At 70.3% G+C, this 12344-nt stretch carries 10 protein-coding genes; 3 read left to right on the plus strand and 7 right to left on the minus strand.

Annotation, left to right across the window (positions count from 1 at the left end; translation table 11 throughout):
• Positions 1-8 precede the first annotated feature (8 nt).
• From alaS to ACZ6SA_RS25785, 4 genes are all read right to left on the minus strand, one after another.
• Positions 9-2684 (minus strand): alanine--tRNA ligase, encoded by a 2676-nt coding sequence (gene alaS, locus ACZ6SA_RS25770; RefSeq protein ID WP_347648906.1) that lies wholly within the window; start codon positions 2682-2684, stop codon positions 9-11.
• A gap of 30 nt (positions 2685-2714) precedes the next feature.
• Positions 2715-2942: a hypothetical protein gene (locus ACZ6SA_RS25775; protein ID WP_347648907.1), complete on the minus strand. Its 228-nt coding sequence runs from the start codon at positions 2940-2942 to the stop codon at positions 2715-2717.
• A complete protein-coding gene (locus ACZ6SA_RS25780) occupies positions 2939-3352 on the minus strand; it encodes a DUF948 domain-containing protein (RefSeq protein ID WP_347648908.1) in 414 nt (137 codons plus the stop codon). Before ACZ6SA_RS25780 ends, ACZ6SA_RS25775 begins: the two co-directional genes overlap by 4 nt.
• A 271-nt stretch (positions 3353-3623) precedes the next feature.
• The gene (locus tag ACZ6SA_RS25785; protein ID WP_347648909.1) at positions 3624-4925 is read right to left on the minus strand and encodes a replication-associated recombination protein A; all 1302 of its coding nucleotides are present in this window, start codon (positions 4923-4925) and stop codon (positions 3624-3626) included.
• Positions 4926-5147: 222 nt separating this feature from the next.
• Between ACZ6SA_RS25785 and ACZ6SA_RS25790 the strand changes: the two genes are divergently transcribed.
• A complete protein-coding gene (locus ACZ6SA_RS25790; RefSeq protein ID WP_465830919.1) occupies positions 5148-6041 on the plus strand; it encodes a peptidylprolyl isomerase in 894 nt (297 codons plus the stop codon).
• A gap of 63 nt (positions 6042-6104) precedes the next feature.
• Here the strand turns inward: ACZ6SA_RS25790 and aspS are convergent, their stop codons facing one another.
• The 3 genes from aspS to ACZ6SA_RS25805 form a co-directional block, all read right to left on the minus strand.
• Positions 6105-7850, minus strand: a complete 1746-nt coding sequence (gene aspS, locus ACZ6SA_RS25795) for an aspartate--tRNA ligase (protein ID WP_347648911.1) — start codon at positions 7848-7850, stop codon at positions 6105-6107.
• Positions 7851-8057: 207 nt separating this feature from the next.
• On the minus strand, positions 8058-9317 hold the full coding sequence (gene hisS, locus ACZ6SA_RS25800) for a histidine--tRNA ligase (RefSeq protein WP_347648912.1): 1260 nt from the start codon (positions 9315-9317) through the stop codon (positions 8058-8060).
• Positions 9317-9997: an MBL fold metallo-hydrolase gene (locus tag ACZ6SA_RS25805; RefSeq protein WP_347648913.1), complete on the minus strand. Its 681-nt coding sequence runs from the start codon at positions 9995-9997 to the stop codon at positions 9317-9319. Before ACZ6SA_RS25805 ends, hisS begins: the two co-directional genes overlap by 1 nt.
• A 138-nt stretch (positions 9998-10135) precedes the next feature.
• Between ACZ6SA_RS25805 and ACZ6SA_RS25810 the strand changes: the two genes are divergently transcribed.
• On the plus strand, positions 10136-11005 hold the full coding sequence (locus ACZ6SA_RS25810; RefSeq protein ID WP_347648914.1) for a peptidylprolyl isomerase: 870 nt from the start codon (positions 10136-10138) through the stop codon (positions 11003-11005).
• 62 nt (positions 11006-11067) lie between these two features.
• Positions 11068-12297, plus strand: a complete 1230-nt coding sequence (locus tag ACZ6SA_RS25815) for a DUF349 domain-containing protein (protein ID WP_347648915.1) — start codon at positions 11068-11070, stop codon at positions 12295-12297.
• Positions 12298-12344 lie beyond the last annotated feature (47 nt).

The raw sequence follows: 12344 nt of genomic DNA on the forward strand, positions 1-12344 counted from the left end.
CGGCCGGGCTATCGGCTGACCTGGTCAGCAACGGCCTGCTCGACCAGGCGCAGCGCGTCGCCGATCGCCTCCGGTCGCGTGCCGCCGCCTTGCGCGACATCGTCCTTGCCGCCACCGCCACCCCCAAGAGCCTTGGCGGCGACGCCGACCAGTTGCCCGGCCTTGAGCCCTCGCTCGCGCCCCGCCTCGTTGACCGCGGCAACCACCACGGGCCTGTCGGTGGGGGCGCCGGCGATCACGATGACCGCCGGTCTGTCGGCCGGGAACCTGCCACGCACATCAAGCGCGAGCTTACGCAGATCATCCGCGCCGGTGCCATCAGGCGCGCGGTGTGTCACCACGGAGACTCCGTGCAGGTCACGAGCCTGAGCGGCCAGGTCGCCCGCCACCTGGAGCACCTGGGCGGAGCGGAGCTTGTCGAGCTCCTTCTCGGCCGTGCGCAACCGGGTGACGATGCCGTCGATGCGCTCGGGGAGCTCTTCGCGGCGCGCCTTGAGCTGCTCGGTGAGCTGCGCGACCAGCACGCTCTCGCGCGCCAGGAAGCGGAAGGCGTCGATGCCGACGAGGGCCTCGACACGGCGCACCCCGGCGCCGACCGACTGCTCGCCCAGCACCTTGACCAGGCCGAGCTGTCCGGAGCTGTGCACGTGGGTGCCACCGCACAGCTCTCGGGAGTAGTCGCCGATCTCGACCACGCGGACCTCGTCGCCGTACTTCTCGCCGAACATCGCCAGCGCGCCCATCGCCCTGGCCTCCGCCTGGGAGGTGTAGAAGGCGTTGACCTGGAGGTCGTTGACGAGCACGGCGTTGACTTCGTCCTCGACGTCGCGCAGCACGCTCTGCGGCACGGCGCCCGAGGCGGTGAAGTCGAAGCGGAAGCGGCCGGGCGAGTTCTCCGAGCCGGCCTGCGCCGCCGTCTCGCCGAGCGCGTTCTTGAAGCCGCGGTGGACGAGGTGGGTGGCGCTGTGGCTGCGCGAGATCGCGCGGCGGCGCTCGACGTCGATCTCCGCCTGCGCCTCGTCGCCGACCCTGATCTCGCCCTTGCGGACCTTGCCCCGGTGCACGACGAGCCCCGTGAGCGGCGTCTGCACGTCGACGACCTCGACTTCCGCGCCGCTGGTGCGGATCACGCCCTGGTCGGCGAGCTGGCCGCCGCCCTCGGCGTAGAACGGGGTGCGCGCGAGCACGATCTCGACGCTCGAACCCGCGCCCGCCGCCGGCACGGACACCCCGTCGGCGAGGATGCCGACCACGCTGGTGTCGGCCTCGGTCTGGTCGTAGCCGAGGAAGTCGACCTTGCCCGACGCCTCGAGCAACTGCCCGAAGACGGAGATGTCGGCGTTGCCGGTCTTCTTCGCCGCCGCGTCGGCCTTGGCCGCCTGCCGCTGCTCCTTCATGAGGCGGCGGAAGCCCTCCTCGTCGACCTTGAGCCCGTGCTCGGCCGCCATCTCCAGCGTCAGGTCGATGGGGAAGCCGTAGGTGTCGTGGAGCTTGAACGCCTGCTCGCCGGGGAGCGTGGTGGCCGACCTGCGCTTGGTCTCCTCGACCGCCACGTCGAAGATGGCCGTGCCGGTGCGCAGCGTGCCGAGGAAGGACGCCTCCTCGGCGTCGATGATGCCGTGGATCTGCGGCGCGTCCGCCTTCAGCTCGGGGTATTGCTCGCCCATGACGTTGATCGCGACGTCGGTCAGCTCGTGCATGTAGCGGTCGTCGCCGGAGCCGAGCAGGCGCAGGTTGCGCACCGTGCGGCGCAGGATGCGGCGCAGGACGTAGCCGCGGCCCTCGTTGCCGGGCAGGACGCCGTCGGCGACCAGCATGGTGCCGGTGCGCACGTGGTCGGCGATCACCCGCAGGCTGACGTCGGAACGGTGGTCGCGCCCGTAGCGGGTCTTGGTGAGCTCGGCCGCGCGGTCGAGGATCTTGTAGGTGGTGTCGATCTCGTAGAGGTTGTCGACGCCCTGCAGGATCGTCGCCATGCGCTCGAGGCCCATGCCGGTGTCGATGTTCTTCGAGGGCAGCTCGCCGGCCACGTCGAAGTCGACCTTGGAACGGACCTGGCTGAGCTGGTACTGCATGAACACGAGGTTCCACACCTCGAGGTAGCGGTCCTCGTCGGCGACGGGACCGCCCTCCTTGCCGTATTCGGGGCCGCGGTCGTAGTAGATCTCCGAGCACGGGCCGCCGGGCCCGGCCACGCCCATGTGCCAGTAGTTGTCCTCCAGGCCGCGGCGCTGGATGCGCTCCTCGGGCAGGCCGACGCTGTTGCGCCAGATGTCGTACGCCTCGTCGTCGTCGAGGTAGACGGTCGCCCAGAGCCGGTCTTCGGGGAAGCCGAAACCGCCCTCGGACTCGGACCTGGTGAGCAGCTCCCACGCGAACGGGATCACTTCGGCCTTGAAGTAGTCGCCGAAGGAGAAGTTGCCCAGCATCTGGAAGAAGGTGGCGTGCCGCGTGGTCTTGCCGACCTCTTCGATGTCGGGGGTGCGCACACACTTCTGCGCGGTGGCCAGCCGGGACGCCGGAGGCTTGCGCTGCCCCAGGAAGTACGGCTTGAACGGCACCATACCGGCAGGAACCAGGAGTAGCGTGGGGTCCTCAGCGATCAGGCTGGCCGAGGGCACTATCTTGTGCCCACGCTCCTCGAAGAAGCGCAGGAAGCGGCGGGCGATCTCTGCCGACTCCATGGTGGCCATCCTTTGCGTTGGTTGTGGAAATCACTTGTCTTCAGCGTCGTCGAGCCCGAAGCGCGCCCGCAACTCTGTTTCGCGGCCGGCCGCCTCGCCGAGCGCGTCGGAAGTAAAGTCTCTCACCTGCCGGAGCATGCCCGCCGCGCCGTCGGCGGTGCGGCGGGCGACGTGGTCGGGGTGGAGCGCCTGCAGCCTGCGCATCACCCAGAAGGCGAGGAACGCGCCGAGCGAGAGGTAGAACAGCCGCCTGATCATCTCGGCCGCCTCCGCACCGTATCCCGGACCGTCCCCCGCGACCCCTGCCTCGGCCTGGCCGGCGTGCGGGCCTCGATGGCGCGCCGCACGCCGTAGCCGAGCGACGAGACCTTGATCAGCGGCCCGGTGAAGATGGTCTGCGTCACCGCGCTGAGCTTGGCCGCGTGGCCGCTGACCTGCTTGACGTCTCTGGCGATGGCCTCGACGGCGACCAGCTGCCTGTTGGTCTCGTTGACCGTGACGCTCATGTCGTCGAGCAGCGGCGTCAGCCGGTTGTTGAGATCGGAGACCGCCTTGGTGGTCTCGGTGAGCAGCCTGGCGACCTTGACGAGCACCATGGCCAGCACGCAGACCAGGACTATCCAGCCCGTGGCCGCGATCAGCCCGGCGACCTCTCCAGCGGTAAGCATCCGCGCATCTCCCTCGTACGCTGGGCCGGAACGGCAAGACCCTATCGCGTTCGAGCGACCACATTAGTGGGGAAAGCGACCTTGATCAGGCCGCCACGTCGGCCCCCGGCACTTCCGTGACCCCCCGCGTGAGACCGCGTGCCGCCACGATCCCGGCCCGATCCCGGGCACGAGCCGCCGCTCCGGCGTCAGCGGGAACGCGCCGACGCGCTCGCGGCGTGTCCCGCCGTCACTGCTGTAACCGTACATCCGCCGGGCACGCTCGCGGACCTCAGGCGCCGCGCAGGAAGGCGCGGATCCTGGCCCAGCGCTCGGCCACGGGCCCCTCGGCGCCGTGCCTGGTCGGCTCGTAGTAGCGCTTGTCGCGCACCTGCTCGGGCGCGTAGTCCTGGCGCACCAGCCCGTGGTCGAAGTCGTGGGGGTATTTGTAGCCGTCGCCGTGGCCCAGCTTGGCGGCGCCGGCGTAGTGGGCGTCGCGCAGGTGGCCGGGCACCTGGCCGATCAGGCCCTTGCGCACGTCCCCGACGGCCGCCCCGATGGCCTTGACCACGGCGTTGGACTTGGGCGCCGTCGCGCAGTGGATGACGGCCTGGGCGAGGTTGATCTGCCCCTCGGGCAGCCCGATGAGCTGCACCGCCTGCGCGGCGGCCACGGCGGTCTGCAGGCAGGTGGGGTCTGCCATGCCGACGTCCTCGGAGGCGAAGATGACGATGCGCCGGGCGATGAACCGAGGGTCCTCGCCGGCCTCGATCATGCGGGCGAGGTAGTGGAGCGCCGCGTCGGCGTCGGAGCCGCGCATCGACTTGATGAAGGCGCTGATCACGTCGTAGTGCTGGTCGCCCTGCCGGTCGTAGCGCACGGCGGCCTTGTCGACGGCCTTCTCCACCACCTCGACGGTGATGTCGTCGCCCAGCAGCGCCGCCGCTTCCAGGTAGGTCAGCGACCGGCGCGCGTCGCCGCCCGCGAGGCGTACGAGATGCTCCAGGGCCTCCGGGGCCAGCGTCGCGCGCCCGCCCAGGCCGCGCGGGTCGGACACCGCCCGCTCCAGCACCACGCGGACGTCGTCGTCGGTCAGGGACTCCAGCGTGAGGAGCAGCGAGCGCGACAGCAGCGGCGAGATGACCGAGAAGAACGGGTTTTCCGTGGTTGCGCCGATGAACGTGACCCAGCGGTTCTCCACGGCGGGCAGAAGGGCATCCTGCTGGGCCTTGTTGAAGCGGTGCACCTCGTCGACGAACAGCACTGTCTGCCGGCCGGTCATGCCCAGCTCGCGCCGGGCGTTGTCGATGGCCGCCCGCACGTCCTTGACGCCCGCCGACACGGCGGAGATCTCGACGAAGCGGCGCTTGGTGACGTTGGAGACCACGTAGGCGAGGGTCGTCTTGCCGGTGCCCGGCGGCCCCCACAAGAACAGCGACATGGGCGCCTCGCTCTCGACCAGGCGCCGCAGGGGGGTGCCGGAGCCGAGCAGGTGCCGCTGGCCGATCACCTCGTCGAGGGTGCGCGGGCGCATGCGCACCGCGAGCGGCTGCGGCGTGGCCTCCTCGGCCGCCGAGTCGAACAGGCTGTCCACAACGCGAGGCTACAGGGTCCGCCGGGTCTCGAAGCCCGCGCGGCGACGGTCTGCGCCCTCTGCGCGCGGGCCATGGGGAACGCGGGCGAGGCGGCGGCGGTGTGCAGCGATCACACCCGTAGCATCAGCGGCTTTCGCCACTTACGTCCGGCACATATCGGAGGCCGGTAGCATGCGCGGAGTTGTTTGGTCATGCGTGGGCAAAAGCGAGAGGACATAGCGGTGAGCGGCGACGACCGCCAGAACGAAGAAGACCGCCAGAGGAAGCTGGCGCGGGAGCACAAGGAACGGCAGGTCAAGCGCGCCGCCGACCAGACCTCCAAGGGGAGGCGGAACACCTTCCTCGGCGCCGGCGTGGCAGTGGTCGTGGTGGCGGGCGGGATCTTCGCCGCGACCACGATGGTCAACAAGGAGCCCGGCGAGGCCACGGCGCAGAGCACCCCCTCCGCCAGCGCGTCCATCACCCCGCCGGCGACGCCGAGCCCGACCAAGACAGGGCCGGTGACCTGCACGTACAAGCGGGACAAGTCGCTCCCGCACAAGTTCGTCGGGCTGCCGGGCAAGAAGCCCGACATGAAGCTGAAGAAGATGACGGTCGCCACCAACCGCGGCAGCTTCACCGTCGACCTCATGACCGACGCGGCGCCGTGCGCGGTCAACTCGATGCGCTTCCTCGCGAAGAAGAAGTTCTACGACGACATGAAGTGCCACCGGCTGGTCACACCCGACGTCGCCGGCGTGCACATGCTGCAGTGCGGCGACCCGCAGGCCAAGGCCGACGGCAAGAACCCGACCGACGGCCAGGGCACCGCGGGCTACGTCTACGGCGACGAGAACGCCGAGATCCCGCTGGGCAAGGGCGTGGTGTTCATGACCCAGCCCAGTGAGGCGGCCGGCCGCAACAACAGCCAGTTCGCCGTCTCGCTGTCGGACGAGAACCTTCAGGTCGGCGCGGGTTACTCGGTCATCGGCACGGTCGGCGAGGGCATGGACATGCTGCTCGGGCTGGCCACGAGCGGGCAGGACCTGCTCCTCAACAACGCCGACATCACTGGCGACGGCGGCACCACCGCGCCCAAGAAGCCGGTGATCATCAAGGAGATCACCTTCTCCTGACCGCTCGTGAACGGGTGACGGCAGGCGCCGCACGGCGCCTGCCGTCACCCGTTCTCCGGCCTGTTACGGCTTGGGCGGCGCGTCGACGCCCGCCTCCTTGCGCTGGCCGGCCGTGATCGGCGTGGGCGCGCCCGTGAGCGGGTCGAAGCCGGAGGCCGTCTTCGGGAACGCGATCACGTCACGGATCGACTCGCCGCCGGACAGCAGCATGCAGATGCGGTCCCAGCCGTAGGCGATGCCGCCGTGCGGCGGCGGGCCGTACTTGAACGCCTCCAGCAGGAAGCCGAACTTGCTCTCCGCCTCCTCCTTGGAGATGCCGAGCACGTCGAACACGCGCTGCTGCATCTCGGCCCGGTGGATACGGATCGACCCGCCGCCGATCTCCATGCCGTTGCAGACCATGTCGTACGCGTAGGCCAGTGCCTCACCCGGGTGGTCCTGGAAGTTGTCGGCCCACTCCGGCTTCGGCCCGGTGAACGGGTGGTGCACGGCCGTCCAGCCGCCCTCGCCGCCGGACTCATCGGACACAGGCTCGAACATGGGCGCGTCGACGACCCACAGGAAGGACCACTGCGACTCGTCGATGAGGTCGCAGCGGCGCCCGATCTCCAGCCGGGCCGCGCCCAGCAGGTCGCGCGCGGCGTTCCTGGCGCCCGCCGCGAAGAACACCGCGTCGCCGGGCTTGGCCCCGACCTTGCCGGCCAGCCCGGAGATCTCCGCCTCCGACAGGTTCTTCGCGACGGGGCCGCCGAGCGTGCCGTCCTCCTGGACGAGCACGTAGGCCAGGCCCTTGGCGCCACGCGAGCGGGCCCACTCCTGCCAGCCGTCGAGCTCCTTACGGGTCTGCGAGGCGCCGCCGGGCATGACGACCGCGCCGACGTAGTCGGCCTGGAAGACGCGGAAGGAGGTGCCGGAGAAGTAGGCGGTCATCTCGACGAGTTCCTGGCCGAAGCGCAGGTCCGGCTTGTCGGAGCCGTAGCGGTCCATCGCCTCCGCGTACGTCATGCGCGGCAGCGGCGTCGGCAGTTCGTAGCCGGCGATCTCCTTCCAGAGCCGGCCGATCAGCGTCTCGCCGACCTGGATCACGTCCTCCTGGTCGACGAAGGACATCTCGACGTCGATCTGGGTGAACTCCGGCTGCCGGTCGGCCCGCAGGTCCTCGTCGCGGTAGCACTTCGCCAGCTGGTAGTAGCGCTCCAGCCCGGCCACCTGCAGCAGCTGCTTGAACAGCTGGGGCGACTGCGGCAGCGCGTACCAGTTGCCGGGCTGCAGGCGCACCGGGACCAGGAAGTCACGCGCGCCCTCAGGCGTGGAACGGGTCAGCGTCGGCGTCTCGACGTAGACGAATCCGAGCTCGTGCATCACCTCGTTGGCGAGGTAGGTGGCCTTGGACCGGGTGCGCATCGCCGTGGCGACCTGCTGGCGGCGGATGTCGAGATAGCGGTATTTGAGCCGCGCCTCCTCCGACACCCCCACGCTGCCCTCGATGGGGAACGGCAGCGGCGCCGACTCGCTGAGCACCTCGACCCGGTCGGCCACCACCTCGATCGCGCCGGTCGGCAGGTCGGGGTTCTCGTTGCCTTCCGGGCGCACCCTGACCTGGCCGACGACCTGCACGCAGTATTCGGCGCGCAGGTCGTGGGCGTGGTCTTCCTCGCGGAAGACCACCTGCGCCGAGCCGGAGGCGTCACGCAGGTCGATGAAGACGACGCCGCCGTGGTCACGGCGGCGGGCCACCCATCCTGCGAGCGTCACCTGCTGCCCGGCGTGCTCCTCACGGAGCGACCCGGCGGTATGCGTGCGGATCACTGCACTTTCCCTTCGTACGGATAGGAGGGGCGAAGGGACGGCGGCGACCCGGCATGAACCGGCCGGAGGATCACCGCGCCTTCCCTTCACACGGATGGAAGAGGCGAACGGACGGAGGCGACCCGGCACGTGCCGGCCGGCGGATCACCGCGCCTTGCCTTCGCACGGGCAGGAGAGACGACGATGCGACGGCGACGACCCGGCCGGTCACTGCACCTTCCCCTTCAGAACGTCGACGACCTGGGCCAGCGGCACCTCGGTCTGCTCGGCGTCGGTCAGGTTCTTCACCTGCACGACCTCGGCCGCGAGGTCACGCTCGCCCAGGATCAGCGCGAACCCGGCACCCGAGCGGTCGGCACCCTTCATCGCGCCCTTGAGCCCCTTGCCGCCGAAGGCCATGTCGGCGCTGACGCCCGCCGCGCGCAACTCGCTGACGATCAGGAACATCCGGCGGCGGGCCTCCTCGCCCAGCGGGACACCGTACACCTGGACGCGCGACTGCGCGTGGTCGTCCAGCAGCCCTTCGGCCTCCATGGCCAGGAAGGTGCGGTCGACCCCGAGCGCCCACCCGACGCCGGGCAGCGGCGGGCCGTCGAGCATCTCGCTCAGCCCGTCGTAACGCCCGCCGCCCCCGACGGCCGACTGGGAGCCGAGCCCGCCGTGGACGAACTCGAACGTGGTGCGCGTGTAGTAGTCGAGCCCCCGCACCAGCCGCGGGTCGTCGTCGAACGCGACCCCGGACGCGGCCAGCAGGGAACGGACCTCCTCGTGGTAGGCCTTGCAGGCCGCGCACAGGTGGTCGACCACCAGGGGCGCGCCGGTGAGCTGGGCCTGGACCTCGGGGCGCTTGTCGTCGAGCACCCGCAGCGGGTTGATCTCGATGCGGGCCCTGGTGTCGGCGTCGAGGTCGAGGCCGCGCAGGAACTCCTGCAGCGCCGCCCGGTAGGCGGGCCTGCAGACCTTGTCGCCGAGCGAGTTGAGCAGCAGCGTGACGTTCTTGAGGCCGAGCGAGGCGAACCCGCGGGCGCCGAGCAGGATGAGCTCGGCGTCGAGCGCCGGGTCCTCCGACCCGAGGGCCTCGGCGCCCACCTGCCAGAAGTGGCGGTAGCGGCCCTTCTGGGCGCGCTCGTAGCGGAACTGGCTGCCGGAATACCACACCTTCACGGGGAGCTGGCCGGTGTGCAGGTTGTGCTGCAGCACCGCGCGCACGACGGAGGCCGTGCCCTCGGGGCGCAGCGTCAGGGAACGGCCCGCCTTGTCGGGGAAGGTGTACATCTCCTTGGAGACGATGTCGGTCGACTCGCCTACGCCCCTGGCGAACAGCTGGGTGTCCTCGAAGACAGGCGTCTCGATGTAGCCGTAGCCCGCCCCGCGCAGCGGCGCGGCGAGGGCCTCGCGCACGGCGAGAACCCGCTCGGAGCGGGGAGGCAGCCAGTCGAAGGTGCCTTTCGGTGCTTGGAAGCTCATTAGATCCCTCGTGTGGGACCGGCGTGCGGCGCCGCCTCTTTCAGGTACGGATTGACGGCGCGCTCGCGGCCCATCGTTGTCTGTGGTCCGTGGCCCGGCAGGACGACCGTATCGTCCGGCAGCGGCAGACACTTGGTAGCCAGGCTGCGCAGAATGGTGGCGTAGTCGCCGCCGGGAAGGTCAGAGCGGCCGACGGAGCCGGCGAACAGCAGGTCGCCCGAGAACATGACCTCGTCGCCGGGCGACCGGAAGCTCACCGACCCCCTGGTATGGCCCGGGGTGTGGTCGACCACGAGCTCGAGGCCGGCGAGCCGGAGCACGGCGCCGTCGGACAGCTCGCGCACGTCGTCGGGCTCGCTCAGCGTCAGGCCCCCGAACAGCTGGGCGCTCGTGTCGGACCAGCCGGCGGCGGGGTCGCTGAGCAGGTGGCGGTCGTCGGGGTGGATCCACGCGGGGACGTCACGCGCGCCGCAGACCGGGGCCACCGACCACACGTGGTCGAGGTGGCCGTGGGTGAGCAGGACCGCGACGGGCTTGAGCCGGTGCTCGCGCAGCAGCTCGTCGACGCCCTCGGTCGCGTCCTGGCCTGGATCGACGATCACGCACTCCTCGCCGGCGGCAGGCGCGACGACGTAACAATTGGTCTGGAAGGCCCCTGCGGGGAAGCCGGCGATGAGCATCTGCCTCAGGTGATCTCGTCGAAAAGCCAATGGGAATGTAACCGAAGGGTACCGGTGCGGGTCGCCGGGCTGCGAATCATTACCCGTTGGCCGATACGATTCGCCCACCTCAGTTGATTCACTATGGGAGGCAAAGCGGTGGCCACGGGGAAGGACCGGCAGAAGCAGCTGGCGCGTGAGCACTACGAGCGGCAGATGCAGCGCCGTCTCGAGCGCGAGCAGAAGGCCAGGCGCACGGCGATCATCGGCTCCACCGTGGGCGTGGTGGTCGTGGTCGGCGGCATCGTGGCCGCGATCGCGTTCATGGGCGGCGGTGACACGCCGACGGACGCGGCCGCGTCCCCCACGGCGGCGCCCCAGGACACCGCCTCGGCGGCGGAGTCCACGGGGCCCAAGCCCTACGACGCGGCGGCGGGCACGTGCGACTACGCCGCCGACAAGACCGGCGGTCAGGTCAAGGACGTCGGCATGCCGCCGAAGAAGGTGAAGACCAAACCGGCGACGAAGACGATGACGTTCGAGACCAACCGCGGCGACATCGTGATCGAACTCGACAACGCCAAGGCGCCGTGCACGACCAACTCGCTCGAGCACCTGGCCAAGAAGAACTACTACGACGGCAGCAAGTGCCACCGGCTGGGCAGCGACCAGTTCCCGATGCTGCAGTGCGGCGACCCGTTCGCCAAGGCCGACGGCAAGAGCCAGGACGGCTCGGGCGGCCCCGGCTACGTCATGGCCGAGGAGAACCTGGAGGGTGCCGCGTACAAGCGGGGTGTGATGGCGATGGCCAAGACCCAGGCGCCCGGCACCACGGGCAGCCAGTTCTTCCTGGTTTTCGGAGACATCAACCTCCCCCCGCAATACACGCCGGTGGGTACGATCACCAAGGGGCTGGACATCCTGGACAAGGTGAACAAAGCAGGCGTCGTCGCAGACGCGGGAGACGGGACCGGAGCGCCGAAGCAAAGCGTCGAAATCAAAGACGTGACATTCGCCGGCAAGAGCTGACGTAATACAAACTAGGGACGAAGTAGTCCCGAAGGGTCTGATGGATAGTGCGGGAGGACACGGTGAGCACCGACCCGTGGGGCCGGGTAGACGACGACGGCACCGTCTACGTGCGTACGGCTGAGGGAGAGCGAGCCGTCGGGTCCTGGCAGGCCGGTGAACCCGAAGAGGCACTGGCCTACTTCCATCGCAAGTACGACGAGCTGGCCGGCCAGGTCCAGCTGCTCGAACAGCGCGTCAGGAGCACCGACCTGGCTCCGGCACAGGCCGAGGCGAGCATCGTCAAGCTGCGCGAGGCCGTCGCCGACGCCCACGCGATCGGCGACCTCGCCGCGCTGACGGCCAGGCTCGACGGCCTGACGGAGCTGGTCGCCCAGCGCCGCGAGGAGGTCAAGGCCGCTCGCGAGCAGGCGCGGGCCGAGGCCAGGGCGGTCAAGGAACGCATCGTCGCCGAGGCCGAGCGCATCGCCGACGAGACCACCCACTGGAAGTCCGGCGGTGAGCGGCTGCGCCAGCTCATCGAGGAGTGGAAGGCCGCCGACCGCATCGACCGGGTCACGGAGGCCGCGCTGTGGAAGCGGCTGTCGGCCGCGCGCACGGCGTTCGCCAAGCGCCGCAAGCAGTACTTCGCGGGGCTCGACGAGCAGCGCGAGGAGGTGCGCGCGGCCAAGGAGCGCATCGTCGCCGAGGCCGAGGCGCTGTCCGACTCGACCGACTGGGGCGGCACCGCGGCGATCTACCGCGACCTGATGCAACAGTGGAAGAGCGCCGGCCGGGCCTCGCGCGAAGCGGAGGACGAGCTCTGGGCCCGCTTCAAGGGCGCCCAGGACCAGTTCTTCCAGGCCCGTTCCGCCGTGTTCGCCGAGCGTGACGCCTCGCTCGCGGCCAACGCCACGGTCAAGGAGCAGCTGCTCACCGAGGCGGAGAAGATCCTCCCCGTCACCGACGCACGCACGGCCAGGGCGGCGCTGCGGCACATCCTGGAGCGCTGGGAGGCCGCCGGCCCCGTGCCGCGCGACCAGCGCGACCGGCTCGAAGGCGGGCTGCGCAAGGTCGACGACGCGGTGCGCAAGGCCGAGGACGCCGAGTGGAAGCGCTCCAACCCCGAGGCGAGGGCCCGCGCCCAGAGCACGGTCGACCAGTTGCGCACCTCCATCGACCAGCTGGAGAAGCGGCTGTCCAAGGCGCAGGCCGCCGGTCGCGCCAAGGACGTCAAGGAGGCCGAGGAGGCGCTGACCGCCCGCCGGTCGTGGCTGGAGGAGGCCGAACGCACGCTGGCCGAGTTCAGCTGAGCTGAGCCGCGGCCCCCGCGGAGCAGGAGTCCGAATCGGGCGGCGCG

This window comes from Nonomuraea sp. NPDC049378, assembly GCF_055586745.1.

Coding starts and splice junctions, on each gene's coding strand:
- alaS (WP_347648906.1), bottom strand. CDS start 2,684: ATGGAGTCGGCAGAGATCGCCCGCCGCTTCCTGCGCTTCTTCGAGGAG.
- ACZ6SA_RS25775 (WP_347648907.1), bottom strand. CDS start 2,942: ATGATCAGGCGGCTGTTCTACCTCTCGCTCGGCGCGTTCCTCGCCTTC.
- ACZ6SA_RS25780 (WP_347648908.1), bottom strand. CDS start 3,352: ATGCTTACCGCTGGAGAGGTCGCCGGGCTGATCGCGGCCACGGGCTGG.
- hisS (WP_347648912.1), bottom strand. CDS start 9,317: ATGAGCTTCCAAGCACCGAAAGGCACCTTCGACTGGCTGCCTCCCCGC.
- ACZ6SA_RS25805 (WP_347648913.1), bottom strand. CDS start 9,997: ATGCTCATCGCCGGCTTCCCCGCAGGGGCCTTCCAGACCAATTGTTAC.